The organism is Mycoplana sp. ABR4_002, assembly GCF_056159645.1.
In genome coordinates this window covers 585,601-604,564 of the sequence record NZ_JBSWVO010000001.1, presented here as the reverse complement: position 1 = coordinate 604,564, position 18,964 = coordinate 585,601, and the positions used below count along the sequence as shown (strand labels likewise).

20 protein-coding genes are annotated in these 18,964 nt (G+C 64.3%); 3 read left to right on the top strand and 17 right to left on the bottom strand.

Annotated features, from left to right (window positions below):
- Positions 1–97 precede the first annotated feature (97 nt).
- Positions 98–1,918 (top strand): phosphogluconate dehydratase, encoded by a 1,821-nt coding sequence (gene edd / locus ACXAGF_RS02910; RefSeq protein WP_475014396.1) that lies wholly within the window; start codon positions 98–100, stop codon positions 1,916–1,918.
- A gap of 102 nt (positions 1,919–2,020) precedes the next feature.
- Here the strand turns inward: edd and ACXAGF_RS02905 are convergent, their stop codons facing one another.
- From ACXAGF_RS02905 to ACXAGF_RS02880, 6 genes are all read right to left on the bottom strand, one after another.
- Positions 2,021–2,434, bottom strand: a complete 414-nt coding sequence (locus tag ACXAGF_RS02905) for a hypothetical protein (protein ID WP_475014395.1) — start codon at positions 2,432–2,434, stop codon at positions 2,021–2,023.
- A 100-nt stretch (positions 2,435–2,534) separates the two neighbouring features.
- A complete protein-coding gene (locus ACXAGF_RS02900) occupies positions 2,535–3,626 on the bottom strand; it encodes an ABC transporter ATP-binding protein (protein ID WP_475014394.1) in 1,092 nt (363 codons plus the stop codon).
- Between the two features lie 19 nt (positions 3,627–3,645).
- Positions 3,646–5,298 carry a beta-galactosidase BglA gene (gene bglA, locus ACXAGF_RS02895; protein ID WP_475014393.1) on the bottom strand — a complete coding sequence of 551 codons (1,653 nt, stop codon included), beginning with the start codon at positions 5,296–5,298 and terminating at the stop codon, positions 3,646–3,648.
- A 20-nt stretch (positions 5,299–5,318) separates the two neighbouring features.
- Positions 5,319–6,464, bottom strand: coding sequence for a carbohydrate ABC transporter permease (locus ACXAGF_RS02890; protein ID WP_475014392.1), 1,146 nt, complete (start codon positions 6,462–6,464; stop codon positions 5,319–5,321).
- Position 6,465: 1 nt separating this feature from the next.
- A complete protein-coding gene (locus ACXAGF_RS02885; RefSeq protein WP_475014390.1) occupies positions 6,466–7,476 on the bottom strand; it encodes a carbohydrate ABC transporter permease in 1,011 nt (336 codons plus the stop codon).
- Between the two features lie 112 nt (positions 7,477–7,588).
- Entirely contained in the window at positions 7,589–8,947 is a 1,359-nt protein-coding gene (locus ACXAGF_RS02880; protein ID WP_475014389.1) for an ABC transporter substrate-binding protein, read from the bottom strand.
- A gap of 302 nt (positions 8,948–9,249) precedes the next feature.
- On the opposite strand from ACXAGF_RS02880, the gene ACXAGF_RS02875 reads away from it, so the two are divergent.
- Positions 9,250–10,269 carry a LacI family DNA-binding transcriptional regulator gene (locus ACXAGF_RS02875; protein ID WP_475014388.1) on the top strand — a complete coding sequence of 340 codons (1,020 nt, stop codon included), beginning with the start codon at positions 9,250–9,252 and terminating at the stop codon, positions 10,267–10,269.
- 46 nt (positions 10,270–10,315) lie between these two features.
- Here the strand turns inward: ACXAGF_RS02875 and folD are convergent, their stop codons facing one another.
- Positions 10,316–11,215, bottom strand: a complete 900-nt coding sequence (gene folD / locus ACXAGF_RS02870; RefSeq protein ID WP_475014387.1) for a bifunctional methylenetetrahydrofolate dehydrogenase/methenyltetrahydrofolate cyclohydrolase FolD — start codon at positions 11,213–11,215, stop codon at positions 10,316–10,318.
- A gap of 400 nt (positions 11,216–11,615) precedes the next feature.
- Between folD and ACXAGF_RS02865 the strand changes: the two genes are divergently transcribed.
- Positions 11,616–12,410 (top strand): WecB/TagA/CpsF family glycosyltransferase, encoded by a 795-nt coding sequence (locus ACXAGF_RS02865; protein ID WP_475014386.1) that lies wholly within the window; start codon positions 11,616–11,618, stop codon positions 12,408–12,410.
- Positions 12,411–12,448: 38 nt separating this feature from the next.
- Here ACXAGF_RS02865 and ACXAGF_RS02860 read toward each other — a convergent pair whose 3' ends face one another.
- The 10 genes from ACXAGF_RS02860 to flaF all read right to left on the bottom strand — a co-directional run bounded on the left by ACXAGF_RS02860 (position 12,449) and on the right by flaF (position 18,957).
- Complete coding sequence (locus ACXAGF_RS02860) at positions 12,449–12,976, bottom strand: hypothetical protein (RefSeq protein WP_475014385.1); 528 nt, start codon at positions 12,974–12,976, stop codon at positions 12,449–12,451.
- On the bottom strand, positions 12,973–13,341 hold the full coding sequence (locus tag ACXAGF_RS02855; RefSeq protein ID WP_475014384.1) for a hypothetical protein: 369 nt from the start codon (positions 13,339–13,341) through the stop codon (positions 12,973–12,975). Before ACXAGF_RS02855 ends, ACXAGF_RS02860 begins: the two co-directional genes overlap by 4 nt.
- A 14-nt stretch (positions 13,342–13,355) precedes the next feature.
- Positions 13,356–13,916: a rod-binding protein gene (locus ACXAGF_RS02850; RefSeq protein ID WP_475014383.1), complete on the bottom strand. Its 561-nt coding sequence runs from the start codon at positions 13,914–13,916 to the stop codon at positions 13,356–13,358.
- A 219-nt stretch (positions 13,917–14,135) separates the two neighbouring features.
- Positions 14,136–14,534, bottom strand: a complete 399-nt coding sequence (locus ACXAGF_RS02845; RefSeq protein ID WP_475014382.1) for a hypothetical protein — start codon at positions 14,532–14,534, stop codon at positions 14,136–14,138.
- Positions 14,535–14,543: 9 nt separating this feature from the next.
- On the bottom strand, positions 14,544–15,293 hold the full coding sequence (gene fliR / locus ACXAGF_RS02840; RefSeq protein WP_475014381.1) for a flagellar biosynthetic protein FliR: 750 nt from the start codon (positions 15,291–15,293) through the stop codon (positions 14,544–14,546).
- Positions 15,290–17,377 (bottom strand): flagellar biosynthesis protein FlhA, encoded by a 2,088-nt coding sequence (flhA, locus tag ACXAGF_RS02835; RefSeq protein WP_475014379.1) that lies wholly within the window; start codon positions 17,375–17,377, stop codon positions 15,290–15,292. The genes fliR and flhA overlap by 4 nt, the downstream gene beginning before the upstream one ends.
- A gap of 113 nt (positions 17,378–17,490) precedes the next feature.
- Positions 17,491–17,757 carry a flagellar biosynthetic protein FliQ gene (locus ACXAGF_RS02830; protein WP_475014378.1) on the bottom strand — a complete coding sequence of 89 codons (267 nt, stop codon included), beginning with the start codon at positions 17,755–17,757 and terminating at the stop codon, positions 17,491–17,493.
- Complete coding sequence (gene flgD / locus ACXAGF_RS02825) at positions 17,754–18,173, bottom strand: flagellar hook assembly protein FlgD (RefSeq protein ID WP_475014377.1); 420 nt, start codon at positions 18,171–18,173, stop codon at positions 17,754–17,756. Before flgD ends, ACXAGF_RS02830 begins: the two co-directional genes overlap by 4 nt.
- Positions 18,167–18,613: a flagellar biosynthesis repressor FlbT gene (gene flbT / locus ACXAGF_RS02820; protein ID WP_475014376.1), complete on the bottom strand. Its 447-nt coding sequence runs from the start codon at positions 18,611–18,613 to the stop codon at positions 18,167–18,169. Before flbT ends, flgD begins: the two co-directional genes overlap by 7 nt.
- Complete coding sequence (gene flaF / locus ACXAGF_RS02815) at positions 18,610–18,957, bottom strand: flagellar biosynthesis regulator FlaF (RefSeq protein WP_475014374.1); 348 nt, start codon at positions 18,955–18,957, stop codon at positions 18,610–18,612. Before flaF ends, flbT begins: the two co-directional genes overlap by 4 nt.
- Between the last annotated feature and the right edge of the window lie 7 nt (positions 18,958–18,964).

Here is an 18,964-nt window from a genome sequence, read left to right as displayed (position 1 = left end):
GCGCCAACCGGCACGCGATCCCGCCGCCACGGACAAGGCCGTTCGGCCACCGCATGCGCCGGCATGAAAACTGCAGAGAGAAAACAGGATAGCACCCATGTCCGCTGACTCCCGCATCGAAGCCATCACCGCCCGCATCGTCGAGCGCTCGAAACCCTATCGCGAGCCCTATCTCGACCGTCTGCGCGCCGCCGTTTCCAGCGGGGTTCACCGCGCGGTGCTGGGCTGCGGCAACCTCGCGCACGGCTTTGCCATCTGTTCACCCGCCGAAAAGGCAGCATTGGCGGGTGACCGCGTTGCCAACCTCGGCATCATCACCTCCTACAACGACATGCTCTCGGCCCACCAGCCGTTCGAGACCTATCCGGAGCTTATCCGCCAGGCCGCGCGCGAGGCCGGCGGCGTTGCGCAGGTCGCCGGCGGCGTGCCGGCCATGTGCGATGGCGTCACCCAGGGCCAGCCCGGCATGGAGCTGTCGCTGTTCTCGCGGGACCTGATCGCAATGGCGGCGGGCGTCGGACTGTCGCACAACATGTTCGACGCGGTCGTCTATCTCGGCGTCTGCGACAAGATCGTGCCGGGCCTGACGATCGCCGCGCTCACCTTCGGACACCTGCCGGCGGTCTTCATTCCCGCAGGCCCGATGACCTCCGGCCTGCCGAACGACGAGAAGTCGCGGGTGCGCCAGCTGTTTGCCGAGGGCAAGGTCGGCCGCGACACGCTGCTCGAGGCGGAGTCGAAGTCCTACCACGGCCCGGGCACCTGCACCTTCTACGGCACGGCGAACTCGAACCAGATGCTGATGGAGATCATGGGCTTCCACCTGCCCGGCGCCTCCTTCGTCAACCCGGGCACGCCGCTGCGCGATGCGCTGACCAGGGAAGCGGCGAAGCGCGCGCTGGCGATTACCGCCCAGGGCAACGAGTTCACGCCGGCCGGCGAGATGATCGACGAACGATCGATCGTCAACGGCGTCGTCGGCCTGCACGCCACCGGCGGCTCGACCAACCACACGATGCACCTGATCGCCATGGCCCGCGCCGCCGGCATCGTCCTGACCTGGGAAGACATTTCCGACCTCTCCGACGTCGTGCCGCTACTGGCGCGCGTCTATCCGAACGGCCTGTCCGACGTGAACCATTTCCATGCGGCCGGCGGCATGGGCTTCCTGATCAAGGAACTGCTGAAGGCGGGTTACCTGCACGACGACGTGCGCACCGTCTACGGCCAGGGCCTGCATGCCTACACCATCGAGCCCCGGCTGTCGGACAGCGGCACGGTGCGGCGAGAGCCGGCGCCGGCAACCAGCCATGACCCGAAGGTACTCGCCAACGTCGAACATCCGTTCCAGCACACCGGCGGGCTGAAGATGCTCACCGGCAACCTCGGCAGCGCGGTGATCAAGATCTCGGCGGTCAAGCCGGAACGGCACGTGATCGAGGCGCCGGCGAGAATCTTCCACGACCAGGCCGAGCTCAATGCCGCCTTCAAGGCGGGCAGCCTCGAAGGCGACTTCGTCGCCGTCGTACGCTTCCAGGGACCAAAGGCGAACGGCATGCCGGAACTGCACAAGCTGACCACCGTGCTCGGCATTTTGCAGGATCGCGGGCAGAAGGTGGCGCTCCTGACCGACGGGCGCATGTCGGGCGCGTCCGGCAAGGTGCCGGCAGCGATCCATGTCACCCCCGAGGCCGCCGACGGCGGGCCGATCGCCCGCATTCGCGAGGGCGACGTGGTCCGGGTCGATGCCGTGCGGGGCACGGTGGAGGTGCAGGTCGATGCCGCCGAGTTCGAAGCCCGCCCGGTCGCCGCGGCGGACCTTTCGGGCAACGAGTTCGGCATGGGACGCGAGCTGTTCGCCGCATTCCGCGCCATCGCCGGACCGGCGGACCGGGGCGCGAGCGTGCTCTTTGCCTGAGCTGCGCGGCCCGGCGGCCTTCAGCCCGTTCGCACGCTCCACTGGGTGCGTTGTCAGGTTCGATGAAAGATTATCGCGACGGCAGAAGGTCGTCGGCCGGACCTAAGAATAGATGTCGAGCGTCCGGTTCCGATGGTTCGGATGGGTGCTGTAGACGAAGATCCGGTTCATGTCCTTCTCGGCGAGAAGGCGCAGGAAGCGCGCCTCGACGAGGTCGTTGGCGTGAACGCGCAGGGTCAGACAGCCGATCATCGGGATCCGCGCGCTGACGACGTCGAGGTAGAAGTTCTTCGGCAGATTGAACTTGGTCAGGATCTTCAGCACGGCGCCACTGCGCGACAGCCTGATGATCTGGCAGCGCCTTGACACGAGGTTGACAATGCCGCCGCTCTCGGTGAACTCGATCCGGGCCTCGTTGCAGGTGTCCTCCATGGGAAAGGTCTTTTCCCGGTCGTACATGAAGGACTCTTCCTTGTTCAGGTAGTTCGGACGCTGAGAAGGAAGGTGCAAGCTCATCCCAATATTCCTGCTGCTTCTTGTTGGCAGGATGCTAGGCGGCAAACCCTTAAGAACGGGTTGAACGCCCATGCCTAATGGTCGCAGTCGTGTCGAAACGCTACGCCTCGCGATAGCTCTTTCCCTCCCCGTCGAAGAGGTGGAGCTTGCCGCGCTCGGCGGTGAAGCGCACCCTGTCACCGCGGTGCACCGGCCGGATGCCCGGGATCTTGGCGATGATCGGCTCGCCCTCGACCAGCCCCTCGATATAGAGCAGCGTCACCTCGCCCAGCGCCTCGACGATCGAGACCGTGCCCTCGAAAAGATAGTCCGCGCCGGTCGTGACCTGCAGGTCCTCCGGGCGCACGCCGAAGCTGGCCGCCTTGCCAAGCTCGCTCTCTGCCGTGGCAATATCGAGGGTGGCCTTCATCCCGCCCTTCAGCTCGACCGTGGTCGCCTGCCCGGCCGCGATGACCGTCGCCGGAATGACGTTCATCGCCGGCGAGCCGATAAAACGGGCGACGAACAGGTTGGCCGGGCGCTCGTAGAGTTCCAGCGGTGCACCGACCTGCTCGATGTGGCCGGCGGACAGCACGACGATGCGGTCGGCGAGCGTCATCGCCTCGACCTGATCGTGGGTGACGTAGATCATGGTGGTGTCGGCCATGCGCTCGGCCAGCTTGGCGATCTCGATACGGGTCGCGACCCGGAGCGCCGCGTCGAGGTTCGACAGCGGCTCGTCGAACAGAAAGACCTTCGGGTTGCGGCAGATGGCGCGGCCGATCGCCACGCGCTGGCGCTGGCCGCCGGACAGCGCCTTCGGCAGGCGGTCGAGATACGTGGTCAGTTGCAGGATATCGGCAGCGGCGCGCACCCGCCGGTCGATCTCCTCCTTGCTCTCCTTGGCGATGCGCATGCCGAATGCCATGTTGTCGTAGACGGTCATGTGCGGATAAAGCGCATAGGACTGGAACACCATGGCGATGCCGCGCTTGGAGGGCGGCGTGTCGTTGACCCGCTCGCCGTCGATCATCATGTCGCCGCCGGTGATCTCCTCCAGACCGGCAATCATCCGCAGCAGCGTCGACTTTCCGCAACCGGACGGGCCGACGAACACGATGAACTCGCCCTGCCTGATGTCCAGGTCGATGCCGTGGATCACGTCCACCGCGCCATAGGACTTGCGGATATCCTTCAAAACCAGTCCGGTCATTTTTGTCCCCTTCTGTCCGTCACGCGAAACGGGCGAAGAACCCGCTCCATGCCGGAAGCGCGATGGTCTTTTCGTTCAACCTGCTCGCAAACCCGTGCCCCTCCAGCGGTTCGATCGCCGCCGCCGGACGGGTCACCTCACGCGGTGCCGCTCCCAGGTTGAAGAGGCACAGTATGCGCTCGTTGCCGTGGCTGCGAACGAAGGTCAGGATGCCTGCGTCCGCCTGTCCGAACTCGATCTCGCCCTTCGCCAGCGCGGCGTGCTGGCGGCGGAAGGCGAGGAAGCGGCGATAGTGGTTAAGGACGGAGGCGGGATCGTCGTCCTGGACGGAAACGGCAGCGTTCAGATGCCCCGCCGGAACCGGCAGCCAAGGCTTGCCGCTGGTGAAGCCAGCGCCTGCCGCGCCGGCGTCCCAGGGCATCGGCGTGCGGCAACCGTCGCGCCCCTTGAAATCCGGCCAGAACTGGATGCCATAGGGATCCTGCAGGTCCTCGTAGGCAAGTTCCGCCTCCGGCAGCGCCAGCTCCTCGCCCTGGTAGATGCAGACGGAGCCGCGCAGCGACATCAGCAGCGAGGCCAGCAGCTTCGCATGCGCGGCGTGGTCGGCCACGCCCGCGCCCCAGCGGCTGACGTGGCGCACCACGTCGTGATTGGAGAAGGCCCAGCAGACCCAACCGTCCGGGGCCGCGCGTTCGAGCGCGTCCTGCACCGTCGCGATCGTCGCCGGGCTGGGGACATCGGCCGACAGAAACTCGAAGGCGTAGCACATGTGCATCTTGTCGCTGCCGGAGGTGTATTGGCCGGCGATCTCCAGCCCGCGCTGGCTGTCCCCGACTTCGCCGACCGCGGCAATCGCCGGAAACTCCTCCATCACCGCGCGGAATCGCTGGAGAAAGGCCAGGTTCTCAGGCCGGTTCTTGTCGTAGAGATGTTCCTGGTAGTTGTAGGGGTTCACGGCCGGCGCGGTCTGCGTGTTGCGTCGCTCGGGCGGCAGTGACGGGTTGTCGCGCAGTTCCTGGTCGTGGAAGTAGAAATTGATCGTATCGAGACGGAAGCCGTCGACGCCGCGCGTGAGCCAGAAGCGCGCGACGGCGAGCAACGCGTCCTGAACCTCGAGATTGTGCAGGTTCAGGTCCGGCTGCGCGGTCAGAAAATTGTGCAGGTAGTATTGCAGCCGGCTCGGATCCCACTGCCAGGCCGAACCGCCGAAGATCGACAGCCAGTTGTTCGGGGGGGTCCCATCGGGCTTCGGGTCGGCCCAGACATACCAGTCCGCCTTGGCGTTTGTCCGGCTCGACCGGCTTTCGGCAAACCAGGGGTGCCGGTCTGAGGTGTGCGACAGCACCAGGTCGATCATCACCCGGATGCCGAGCCGGTGCGCCTCGGCGACCATCGCATCGAAGTCGGCCAGCGTGCCGAAGATCGGATCGACGTCCTCGTAGTTGGAGACGTCGTAACCGAAGTCCTTCATCGGCGAGGTGAAGAAGGGCGAGATCCAGATGGCGTCCACACCGAGAGACGCCACATGCGGCAGTCGCCGGGTGATCCCGGCCAGATCGCCGATGCCGTCGCCGTTCGTATCCTGGTAGGAGCGCGGATAGATCTGGTAGATCACCGCGCCGCGCCACCAGTCCTTGTCGACTGCCGGCAGTGCTGCACTCGTCGTCGCCATTCCGAAACCCTGTCTTGCTGTTAGCCGCCCTTGACCGAGCCCGCCAGCAGGCCGCGCACGAGGTAGCGCTGCAGGGCGAAGAACACGATCAGGGGAACGATGATGGTGATGAAGGCCGATGCGGTCAAAATCTCCCAGTTGCCGCCGCGCGAGCCCAGCAGGTTGACCAGCCTCCCGGTCAGCACCAGGTGCTCGCTGCCGGTCCCGAGGAACACGATCGCCACCAGCAGGTCGTTCCAGGTCCAGAGGAACTGGAAGATGGCGAAGGAGGCGAGAGCCGGGAAGGACAGCGGCAGGATGATCTTGACGAAGATGTCGAAGTCGCTGGCGCCGTCGACGCGGGCCGACTCCATGATCTCCTTCGGCAACCCGGCCATGTAGTTGCGCAACAGGTAGATCGCGAGCGGTAGGCCGAAGCCCATGTGTGCGAGCCAGATGCCGACATAGGTCTTGGCGGGTACGCCGAAAAAGGCGCCGACGCCGTTGTACAGCTTCAGCAGCGGGATCAGCGACATCTGCAGCGGCACGACCAGCAGCCCGACGACGACCGCGATCAGGATCGCGCGACCGGGAAACTTCATCCAGGCGAGCGCATAGGCACAGAAGGCGGCGACCAGGATCGGAATGACCGTTGCCGGCACGGCGACGGTCAGCGAATTGATGAAGGAGGCGGCAATGCCCTCGGCGCTCAGAACCTCGCGGTAGTTGTCGAGGGTGAAGCGCGGCGGAACGGACGCGGTGTAGAAGATCCGCTGGCCGCGGCTGCCTTCCATCTTCGTGTTCGAGACGATCGCAAAATTGCCGTCAGCCTGCACCGTCAGCTTCTCGCCGTCATTGAGCTCGGCCGCCTCTCCGGGCTGGAACGCGGTCGGCTCGCGGCTGCTGAAGCCAAAGGCGGAGACTTCGCCCGGTTGCCCCTCGAGGAGATTGCCGGCGATGACGAAGGTGCCGTCCTGTTCCACCTGTGTTTCCGGCGACGGCGCCCGAAACACCAGATTCTGGGTGGATGTGGAGAGCGCGGTCCACCAGCCGGACACGGCAAGCTGGTCCTTGTCGCGCAGCGAGGAGATCAGCAGGCCGGCCGTCGGCAGGGTCCACAGGGCCACGAGCAACAGCACCGACAGGTGGACGGCGAACGTGAGCGGGGAGCGCTTGGCGCCGGACATCTCAGTGGCCTCCTGTTTCGCGCGTCGCGTTGCGGATGTTCCAGATCATGATCGGAATGACCAGCACCATGATGACGACCGCGATCGCGGCCCCGCGCCCGAAGTCGCCACCACCGCGGAACATCCAGTCGAACATCAGGTTGGCCAGCACCTGCGTCTGCCACTGCCCGTTGGTCATCGCCAGGACGATGTCGAAGACCTTGAGCACCAGGATGGTGATCGTCGTCCAGACGACCGCGATCGTGCCCCAGATCTGGGGGATCATGATCTTGAAGAAGATCTGCAGGCCGCTGGCGCCGTCGATGACGGCCGCCTCCAGCGTCTCCTCCGGGATGCCGCGCAGGGCGGCAGAAAGGATCACCATGGCGAAGCCGGTCTGGATCCAGATCAGGATGACCATCAGGAAGAAGTTGTTCCAGAACGGCAGCGTGATCCAGGCCTGCGGCGCGCCGCCGAAATAGGTGACGAGCGCATTGAGGATGCCGATCTGCTCGCTGCCCTCGGCACGATAGTCGTAAACGAACTTCCAGATCACCGCGGCACCGACGAATGAAATCGCCATCGGCATGAAAATCAGCGTCTTGGCGATGTTGCCCCACCAGATCCGGTCGGTCAGCGCCGCAATGACCAGACCGAAGAAGGTCGACAGCGCCGGCACCACCAGCAGCCACAGGAAATTGTTGAAGATCGACTGGCGGAACTCGCCGTCGCCCATCATCCAGACGAAGTTGCTGAAGCCGACGAAATCCCGACCGGAGCGGCCATGAAGGCTGAGCCGGACGGACTCGAACACCGGATAGACAAGATAGACCGCCAGCGCCAGCAGCGCCGGCAGCATGAACAGCCAGGGCCGGATCGCATTGGTGATGCGCAGGTTCTGCGAGGCAGTCTTGCCCTTCAGCCCCTTGGAGGGGAACATCCGGTCAAGCAGCCAGTTGGTCGCCAAAAAATAGAAGGCGCAGGCCAGCACCCCCGCGATCATCGTGACTATGGCAAACAGGAGCTGCTGCATTCTGCCTCCTCCCCAGGAAGTATGTCGTGCCGCAAGGCATCAACCCTTGTCCGGGCAGGTCAAGGGGCCTGCCCGGAAACCCTCGCAAGCCGGCGTTGGCCGGCCCGGTCCGTTACTTGATGGCGTCCCAGGCCTTCTGGACGCCTGCGGCGACGTCGGCGGAGGATTTACCGCCGACGAAGCTCACCATGCCGGTCCAAAGCGCCCCGGCGCCGATCTTGCCCGGCATCAGGTCGGAGCCGTCGAAGCGGAAGGTGGTGGAATTCAAAAGGATCTCGCCCTGCTTCTTCATCGGCGCGTTGGCGTAAGTCTCCGGGTTGGCGCTCTTCAACGGCGTCAGGAAGCTTGTCTGAGCCATCCAGACCTCATGGGCGATCGGCGTCTTGAGGAAATCAATGAAGGCGCGCGCGGCCGGCGTATCCCGGGTGATCATCGCCAGCGTGCCCGCGCCGAGGACCGGATTGCCCAGTTCCGGCTTGGCGGCATAGGGCGGCATGTAGAAGAAGTCCACGTCCTCGCCGACCACCGTTCCCTCGGGGAAGAAGGACGGAATGAAGGACGCCTGGTGGTGCAGGTAGCACTTCGGCGGCGAGTCGAAGAGACCCTTCGGGCTGTCGCGGAAATCGGTCGAGGCGACGGCCGCGGTGCCTCCCGAGACGAACTTGTCGTTCTTGGCAAACCAGCCGAACTCGTCCAGCGCGCCCGTCACGGCCGGATCGGTGAAGGGCATCTCGTTGGTCACCCACTTGTCGTAGGTCTCGGGTGTCTGTGTGCGCAGCATCAGGTCCTCGACCCAGTCGGTCGCCGGCCATCCGGTCGCGCCGCCCGACCCCAGGCCGATGCACCATGGCGCGTCGCCGTCGGCGGCGATCTGCTCGGTCAGCGCCTTGAGTTCTTCCATGGTCTTCGGGACATCGTAGCCGGCATCCTCGAAGTTCTCCGGCACGTACCAGACCAGCGACTTCACGTCGATCTTGTAGGGGAAGGCGAACAGCTGCTCGTTCCCGTCCTTGTCCTTGTAGGTGGACAGGTCCACCCAGGACTGGCCGGCAGCGTAGTTTTCGAGCAGCCACGCCTTGGTCTCGTCACCGAGCGGTGTCAGGTAACCCTTGGAGGCCAGGTCGGCGATCAGCCCGGGCTGCGGCAGAACCGCAATGTCCGGCGGACTGCCGGCCTGGGTGTCGATGACGATCTGCTGCTCGTAGTTCTCCGACGAAGAGTACTTCACCTCGACGCCCGTTGCCTCGGTGAAGTAGGCAAGGACGCTCCGGATCAGCGCCTCATCCTCGCCGCGCCACGGCCCGAAAATGGTCAGGGTCTGGCCCTTCATGTCATGCCCCTGCTTGAACTCCTCGAAGCTGGACCAGTTGAACCTGGCATCCTCGCCAGGCTTGAACTTCAACTCCGCCGCAGCGGCAGTTCCGGCCATCAGCGACACCGCGGCCGCCACCGTTAGCAAACTCTTCCTCACGTCATCGCCTCCCATCGCATGCCCGCGCTTGCGGCGGGCTCCTCCATCCGACCTCAAGAGCATTCAAAGCGCTTTGAACGGCTAACCATTCCTCAGGAATGTCCTCACGTCAAGCGGCGACAGTCGAACGGAAGCGAAAATTGCACTGAGCCAGGCGCTGCAACAAGGATCTGGGCGCGTTACCTGCAAGAATCCCGTTCACACCGGATTTGGCAAATGCTACATGAATTCATGCAGCTTTGATAAAATGCCCCACAGGACAGGGCCATTTCAAAGCGCTTCGATAGCGCGAAGGCAAGAACGTGAATCTGAAACAGCTCTCGGAACTCCTCGGTCTGTCGCAAACGACCGTCAGCAGGGCCCTCAACGGATATCCCGAGGTCAATGCCGACACGCGCCGGCGCGTGCTCGATGCGGTGCGCAAGACCGGCTACCGCCCAAACCGGGCGGCGCAGCGCCTGGCAACAGGGCGCGCCGGATCCATCGGGCTGGTCATGCCGACCGCCGACGGCACCGATTCCGATGTGCACTTCGGTGAGTTCCTCGCTGGGCTGGGCGACGAGGCCGTCAGGCACGACTTCCACTTCGTCATCAACCCCAGCCACCCGGCCGACGAGGTCGCGACCTGCCAGCGGCTGGTGGCGAGCGGAAACGTCGATGCGCTCTTCATCGCCTATACGCGCGAGCGCGATCCGCGCATCGCCATGCTCAAGTCAATGTCGATCCCGTTTGTGGTCCACGGGCGGTCCATCGGAATCCCGACGGACTACCCGTTCCTGGACATCGACAACACCGGAGCCTTCTACGATGCCGCGCGACTGCTGGTGCAGCTCGGCCACAGGCGCATCGCCCTTCTGAACGGCCCGGCCTACATGACCTACGCGATGCGACGCCGGAAGGGGACCGAACGGGCGCTCGGCGAGCGCGGCTATGTGCTCGACGAGGCCTGCGTGCAGCACTCGCCAATGACCGACGAGCACGGCTATCGCGGCATGCAGCGCTTTCTCCAGCTCGCCGAGCCGCCCACGGCTGTCCTCTGCTCGAGCACCGTGCTTGCGCTCGGCGCCGTACGGGCACTGCACCAGGCCGGCCTCAAGATCGGTTCCGACATCTCGATGATCGCGCATGACGACGTGCTGCCCATGCTCAGGCCGGAGAACTTCACCGTCCCCCTCACCACCACGCGCTCGTCGCTGCGGACGGCGGGATCGCGCATAGCCAAGCGCCTGATCTCGCGCATTCTCAAGCTGGAGGATCTCCCCGATCAGGAACTCTGGAAGGCGGAACTGATCGTCCGGGCGTCGACCGGCCCGGCGCCCTGACTGCAGTGCAACGGGCGCGGCCGCGGCATAGCGATCCGCCCCCCGATCAGAACTTCGGTGCCTTCAGTCCGGCCGTGCGATGGGCGGCAATGACGGTGTTGGCCATCAGCATGGCGATGGTCATGGGGCCGACGCCGCCGGGAACCGGCGTGATCGCCGCGGCCACCTTGACGCACTCGTCGAACGCGACGTCGCCGACGAGGCGCGACTTACCCTCGCCCCTGTCGGGCGCCGGCACACGGTTGATGCCGACGTCGATGACGGTCGCGCCCGGCTTCACCCATTCCGCCTGGACCATCTGCGGCCGGCCGACGGCCGCAACGAGGATGTCCGCCTTGCGGCAGATCCCGGCAAGATCCTTCGTGCGCGAGTGGGCCATCGTCACGGTGGCGTTGGCGTTGAGCAGCAGCGCTCCCATCGGCTTGCCGAACAGGTTGGACCGACCGATGACGACGGCGTTCAGTCCCGACAGGTCCTCGCCGTGGATGCCGCGCACCAGCACCATTGCGCCGGCCGGCGTGCAGGAAATCAACCCGCCATCCAGGTCGCCGGTTGCGAGCTTGCCGGCGTTGACGACATGCAATCCGTCCACGTCCTTCTCCGGCAGGATCGACTGGATGATCGGCTCCGATTGCAGGTGCTTGGGAAGCGGCAACTGCACCAGAATGCCGTTGATCGTGTCGTCGTCGTTCAACCTCTGAACGAGCGCTGCCAGTTCCTCCTGCGTCGTCTCCTGCGGCAGGGTGTGCTGGATCGAGGTGAAGCCGCACTCCTTCGCCATACGGCTTTTCGCCGAGACATAGGCATGGCTTGCCGGATCGTCTCCGACGATCACCACGGCCAGACCGGTCTTCACCCCGGCTTCCTGTTCGAGGTTTCGGGCGGCGGACTTGACGGCGTCAATCACGGAAGCGGCAACCTGCTTCCCATCGATAATGGTGGTCACGTTCTTCTCCCTCGCGGACTGCGCGAAAATCTAGTGTCTTCGAAACACCGGCAATGGCCTCTAAGCGCCCTATGCTGTCCAGAATCAAATTTTGCAAGCGCGCCGGCCCGCGGCCTGACGGCGCAGATCGGCGTGCACGGCGGCAAAACACCATCGAATCCAACCCACTGCGCGGGACCGGACGGCAAGGTTAACGAAGGATAAAGACAGAGCATCGAATTCGAGCAGGCAACTTAAAGGCGCCTTCAGGCAGAGCTGCTACACGCAGACGATCACCGGAAGGACCGCTGCGCATGCTCGACCTCTACGCCCACGACCGGACAGTGCCTGCGGAGCCAGTCCCCTTCGCGCTTCGGCACCGCAAGGCCGGACACCGGCTGACCGAACAGGGAGGCCGGGCATGAACCTTCATTCAACCGGCGCCATGACGGCGTCACGGCGCGACATCCTGGGTCTGCCGGTCTGCGACCTCGACTGGGCCAGCGCCTTCGACTTTGTCGCCCATCTAGCCGACCTGCCGGTCGGGCAGACGACGATCGCCTTTCTGAACGCCAACAATGCGAACCTGATGATGAGCGACCGCGCCTATCGTCACGCGCTGCGGCGCCAGATCGTGCTCCCCGACGGCCATGGCGTCGACATCGCCTCCAAGCTGTTCCATGGCCGGCCCTTTCCGGCCAACCTCAATGGCACCGACTTCGTGCCGGCGCTGCTGACCTACATTGAAAAGCCGAAGCGCGTCGCCCTTATCGGCGCCGAGCGCGACATCCTGCTGAAGGCGGTGGAACAATTCCGCATGCATACGCCCTGGCACGAGTTCCATGCCATCGCGGACGGCTATTTCGATCGCAGCAAGTCCGACGCCGTGATGGAGCGCGTGCGGGAGCTTTCCCCCGACATCCTGCTGGTCGCCATGGGCAGCCCGGTGCAGGAGAAATGGATCGCTCAGCACGTGACGCCCGGCCATGCCCGGCTGGTGATCAGTGTCGGCGCACTCTTCGACTTCGTTGCCGGACGGGTGCCGCGGGCGCCGGCGCACTTGCGCCGCCTGCGCCTCGAATGGCTGTTCCGGCTGGTCCAGGAGCCGAGCCGGCTCTGGTACCGCTACGTCGTCGGCAACCCGCTGTTTCTCTATCACGTCGTCCGCTACAAGCTGCGCGGCCTGCGGCGCCGTCACACGACCCGAAGCGCCTGACGCACGGCGCGAGCGTTCGTGATCGCGACGATCGCCGTCTAGTGTGCGCTCGTCCGGGCGGCCTGGCCGACAACCGCGCCGTCACGGAAGATGGCCGTGCCCTTGCGGGGCGGCTTGACGTTCACCTCCAGCTTGGCGATGTAGTCGATCTGCTCGATCAGCACGTCGTCGATGATCGCCTCGCCGAAACGCTTGTTCAGCCCGTCCTTGATCAGCGTGCGGAAGCCGTCGACGTCGAAACGATCGAGCCTCTCGACGTCGATCAGCCGGTGGCCCACCAGCAAGGTGTAGAGCTCGTCGACGATCGCCTCGCGCAACGGCACCGTCTGCCGTGCCGAGCGCTCCTTGTCGGCGGTGTAGGACAGGCGCGCCAGGAAGTAACCCTTGACCTCGCCGTCGGATATGACGGGGACGGTGGCCTGGGTTCCCGTGACATGCTCGAGCGCGGCCGCGCGAGCGGCGGCGTCCTCATCGAGTTTGGGTGCGGCCGCCATCTGCATGGAAAAATAGACCGAGGCGAGCGTGATGACGCAGATCCAGACGCCGGTGAGGACCAGTTTGATCACGGCTGGTATCCCAGCCGGAACTGCTCCTGCGAGTAGGTGCCGTCGGCCTCCTGCTCACGGACGGCATCCTTGAGCAGTTGCACGACCGCCCGCGCGGCCTCGAGATGGGACGAGATGCGCTGGGCGTTGACGGCGAGCTTGTCGCGGAGGTTCTTCAACTGCGGCGCAAAGGCCCTCGGCATCGCTTCCGGCTGAACATCGCGCGACAGCATGGCCAGTTCGTACAGGCAGCGGCTCTTGTGCGCGTTCGAGGTCTTCAGGTCGAATTCCGGATCGACGCCGATGCCCGCGTTCTCCGCGTCGACGATGGTCTCGAGCCGGTTCAGGACGGTGCGGATACGGAGATCGTTCGTTGCCATGTCCATTTTTGTTCCTCCGATCAGATGGTCTTTGTCGTGTTATTGGTTTCGCCCGGCGTCAGCTCTGAAAAGGTGGTTCGCTGCAGTTCCTGGACCATGGCGGTGGACACGCGGTGGGCATTCGGGTCGGTCACCGCGATGTCGGCAGCACCGCCGTCGCTGCGGCTGTCCTTGGCAAGGCTCGCGGCGATGCCGATGCCGCCGCCCTTGGCGATGACCTCGCCGATCTGTTCGGCCATCATGCCGCGCCAGATCTCTCCCGCAGTGCCCTTGCCGTAGACATCTTCGCTGTCGGCCGGCAACATGGACTTCACGAAGTTCTGCAACACCATGGCCTCGAACTTGCGATAGGTTTCCGGAACGGCCTTGCCCGACGCGGCGCCATCGGCGGCTGCGGGCAACACGCTGTCCCGGTTCAGAATGCTGACGGCGGCGCCGAAGCCGTTGCCGGCGTCGGCGAGGCTGTTCGCCTCGAAACTCGAACGGTTCGTCTTGAGCTTGGCCTGCGCCTCCTGCACCGATGCAGGATCGGCCGCCCGGACGACGTCGAGCACCAGATCGCTGGGGGGTGAAATTGCCACGTCTCTTGCCTTTCGGGTGTGCCGGAGCCGCCCTCGCCGTCATGGCGACCTGCTCCTGCTGGTCTGCGAAGGCTCCGCGTCGCCCGCCGCCACCGAACGAACCGTCTCGGCATCGGCAGCGTCTCGTGGAACTGCATCCTTCGTGCTGGAATCGACTATCGCCGCTCAACCTTACGGGAGGCTGGTCAAGCCGTCGCGACCCTCGGGCCGCACCCGCGGCTAACGACTGCCATCATCGCCATAGGCGACGTGCTGATCGACGAGATCGTAGATCGCGTCGTCCTGGGCTTCCCGCTCTTCCTGCGCGCGGGCTTCGTGCATCCTGTCCTCCAGCCGGTCGCCCTTCGTGCGCTCGCGGACGACCCGCATCTCGTGCATCTGCTGCACACCGGCCAGCATGACGTCCTTGTGGCGCAGCTTGCCGATCTGGGCGGCATAGACGCCAGCAAAGTTGCGGTGGACGGGGTTGAGCGAACTGATCGCCGATGCGACCGCGTCCATGGTCTCGGCCACGTCCTGGCGCTGCTGGGTGGTCACGGCCAGGTCCATCTCCGCCATCTGCTCGAGGTGGCGCTGGACCGTGACGAGACGCTTGAGCTTGTCGGAGCGAGGCTTCACGCGTGCACCCTATCGTCCCTCGAATACCGGAATGAAGCCGCTGGCGAAGATCTCCAGCAGCGAGGATATGCCGAAATAGAGCAGGAACAGGCCGCCCATGATGATGAAGGGCAGCGAGATGAAGTAGATCGGCATCTGCGGCGCGAGCTTGTTGATCAGGCCGACGGCGACGTTGAACAGCAGGCCGTAGATGATGAAGGGGCTGGCCAGCCGCAGCATGATGCTGAAGGTCTGCGCCAGCGTGTCGGTCAGCGTGATCAGCGCGCTTTGCGGGTTGAACCCGCCCATCGGGATGGCGGTGTAGGAGTCCACCAGCGCACGGAAGACGACGTGATGGAAGTTCAGCATGAACAGCACCATCAGCCCGGCGAACCCGATCAGGTTGGTCAACTGGTTCTCCGCCGCGTCCTCGAGCACGTCCTGCGACGGCGGCGCGTTGAAGCCCATCATCATCGTCAGCGCCGTGCCGGCGAACTGCAGGCCGAGCACGTAGAAGCGGGTGATCAGGCCGATGACCGCCCCGGTCATCGTCTCGAACAGGATCAGCGCAATGTAGGACACCGCCGTGTCCTGCGTCTTTGGATAGATCGTGTCCCACAGGAGCGGCAGGACCGCCATGGACACCGCGACCGCCACGAACAGCCGGACCTGCATCGCGACGCGGGCCGATGAGAACCCCGGCAGCAGCATGAAGCAGCCGCCGACACGGCAGAAGGCGGCGAACAGCGCCAGCACCATGCCCTGCGGGTCGGCGATCATGAGATCGAGCCGAGGATCTTGATCTCGATGCCCTTGGCGAGCTCGACGTGGGATAGCACCGGCAGTGTGGCAAAGAGGCGTTCGATGATCATGCGCACATATGAACGGGATTCGGGCGAGGTGACCAGCACGAACGGGGTGCCCCGATCGAGAAATTCGCGGATAACCTTGGTCGCCTGCTCGCTGAACTCCTCCAGCAGGCGCGGATCGATATCGAACTCGACCACCTCGCCCTTGGCATCGCGCTTGAGCGCCTGATGGAACACCATGTCCCAGCGGTTGCCGAGCCTGAGCACCGGCAGCACGCCATTCTCGGCCAGGTCGCCGCAGATCTGCTGGGCCATGCGGATGCGGACATGTTCGACGATCTGTTCGGTCTTGCGAACATGCGGCGCCAGCTCGGCCACAGCCTCGAGGATCAGGTGCAGGTTGCGGATCGACACCCGCTCGGCCAGCAGCAGCTTCAGCACCGCCTGCAGGCCGGAATAGGACATGTGCGAGGAGCAGATCTCGTCGGCCAGCTTGCGGTACTCCGGATCGAGCCGCTCGATCAGGATCTTGACGTCCTTGTAGGACAACAGCTGCGGGAGGTTGTTGCGGATGACCTCGGACAGGTGCGTCAGCACCACCGACACGTTGTCGATCGGATGGAAGCCCTCGCGCCGCAGGTCCTCGGCGAAGGTCTCGAGGATCGACACGGCCGGCATGCCGAACGCCGGCTCGCGAATGTCGTCCCCCGGGACACTCGGCTTGCGCCCGCCGCCGGTGACGACGAGCACTTCGCCGACGCGCACGATGCTCGAGGCAACCGTCGTGCCGTGAATGCGGATGTGATAGGACTTGTCGGCGATCGCGATATCGTCGGAAACCTTGATCTCCGGGACGACGAAGCCGTACTGGGTGGCAAACTTCTTGCGCATCTTGCCGACGCGGAACGCCAGTTCCTGATGGGCGCCCAGCAGGCGGGTGGAAACCTGCTTGCCGAGCAGCAATTCGATCTCGGCGGTCTTCAGCGCCGATCTCACCGAATCCTTGTCGGCCTCCTTCGTCTGCTGGGCGGTCTTCGCCTCCTGCTCGCGCCGCAGCCGGTTCTCCTCCTCCAGCCGGCGCGGGATGATCCAGCCGCCGAACGCCATGACGCCGCCGAGCACCATGAAGGGAATGAACGGCAGGCCCGGCATGACAGCGAGGAGAACCATCAGCCCGGCAGCGACGAGAAGTGCACGCGGATAACCACTGAGCTGACTGACAACCGCCTGGTCGGTCGAGCCCGGCGCACTGCCGCGCGAGACGAGCAGGCCGGCCGCCAAAGACACGATCAGGGCGGGAATCTGCGAGACGACACCGTCGCCGACCGAGAGCTTGACGAAGACGTCGGCGGCCTCGCCGATTTCCATGCCGTGACGGAAATAGCCGATGATGATGCCACCGAAGATGTTGATGGCGGTGATGATGAGGCCGGCGATGGCATCGCCACGAACGAATTTGGAGGCACCATCCATGGAGCCGAAGAAGGAGCTCTCGTCTTCCAGTTCGCGCCGGCGGCGTTGGGCCTCCTTCTCGTCGATCAGGCCGGCCGAAAGGTCGGCGTCGATCGACATCTGCTTGCCGGGTATGGCATCGAGGGTAAACCGGGCGCCGACTTCGGCGATGCGGGTGGCGCCCTTGGTGATAACGATGAAATTCACCGTGATCAGGATCATGAAGACGATCAGGCCGATGACGAAGTCGCCGGACATCACGAGGCTCGCAAAACCTGCAATCACGCTGCCGGCGGCGTCATGGCCCTCGTGGCCATGCGACAGGATCACGCGCGTGGTGGCGATGTTCAGCGCCAGCCGGATCATCGTCGCGATCAGCAGGATCGTCGGGAAGGAGGAGAAATCGAGCGGTCGCTGGATCCACAGCGATACCATCAGGATCAGCACTGAGAACGCGATCGAGAACGCCAGCCCCATGTCGATCAAGAATGACGGGATCGGTAGGAACAGGATCGACAGAATGGCGACGATGCCCATCGCAAAGGCGATGTCGCGGCCGCTCGGGTTGACCTTGGGGATGGAGAGTGATGGTACCTGAGCCATATTCGTCCCGTCTCATCATGAGAGGAGCGCCCCGTCAGAGGCGCGATGCTGCCGCCATCGGTAACGCGCGAAGCTTGCGCGAAGGTGGCAGCGGGGACGAACCGTCCGCCCGGTCAGAAGCCGGATTCGATCCGGGAGAAGATGATGTCGCTGAAGATGGAAATCTGCGCCCCGATGAAGGGCGCGGAGATGGCGACGGTGACAAACACCGCAAGGATCTTGGGGACGAAGGTCAGGGTCACTTCCTGCACCTGCGTCAGGGCCTGGATGAAGGCAATGGTGACGCCGATGACCATCGCAGCGAGAACGGCCGGGCCGGATGCAGCGATCACGGTCCAGATGGCAGCCTGTGCAATGTCGAGGGCGTCAGCCTCGTTCACGTCGAACTCACTTTCACGCCAGGGCCGATGACGAGCTTCTCGCCCGAATCAAGCGTGGCGACAATGCCATCGGTATACAATGTCACGTCCGTGACCACACCCGAAATCTTGCCGTCCTCGCTGGTGACGGTGCGGCCGATCACGGCATTGGCTTCCTGCAGCGAGGTGCGCTGCAGCAGGCTCTCCAGGTTCTTGTTCGTCTTGATGGTCTGCTCGACCTGCGAGAACGTGGCGAGCTGGGCCATCTGCTGGGCCGAGTCCATCGGCTCGGTCGGATCCTGGTTCTTCAACTGCGCGACGAGCAGCTTCAGGAAGCTTTCGTAGTTCAGCGCCGCATTCGAAGCATCCGTTCCCGAATCCGTCGCCGAGGCGGTCGGCGTGTATCCATTTCCCGTCGCCGCGACTGCCGTTACCATATCGCGATCTCCTTGCGGATGTGCTCGATCGTTGCCGGCGTCATTTCCTGATTGTTGAGGATGCGATCCTCGACCGGATAAAGCGCGCGGATCGCCTTCAACGCCTCGAAGGCCCGTCCCTGCGTCACAAGGCCGTCGATCCGCTTCAGCTCTGCCAGAACCTCCTCGTTCTTGAAGCAGTTCAGCAGCATGATGATCGACTTGCGGAAGATCGCCGTCGACTGTTCCGCGCCCTCGGGATTGATGAGGATCATCTGCGCGATGAAGTAGAGCTGGCGCAGCGGCGTCGTCGCCTGCTCGGGCTGGAGGACGTGGTTCTCCAGCAGGAACGTCACGTCGTTCAGGAACTCGAGCGCGACCTTGCGGTCGACCCGCAAGACTGCGCCGTTGACGAAGATGCGCTCGCCCGATTTCAGTGAGATCCGCAGTGTACTTTTCATTTTATGCCATCCCTGATGATGGTGGTTATATCGATGATGCCCTGGAAATTCGTCGATTCGCGTTTGCGGATGCGTTCGACTTCCCCCAAGATCCAAAGGGCGATTGAGATGAGATTGGCGCGCAGCTCCTTGTCGAGCTGGTTCTCCGGATTGCCGAGGTCCTCGACGAAGCGGATCCAGACGCGCCGGGTGAAATAGACGGCTTCGATGGTGTCCTTGCCGTAGCTTTTGCTCTCGGCGGCCTTGCGCAGCAGCTCGATCGACCGGTCGAGAACCTGGCGTTCTCGGCTCCTGGAGGTCTCGACCCCATCCTCCATGATCTCGACATATGAGAACTGGTACATTCAGACA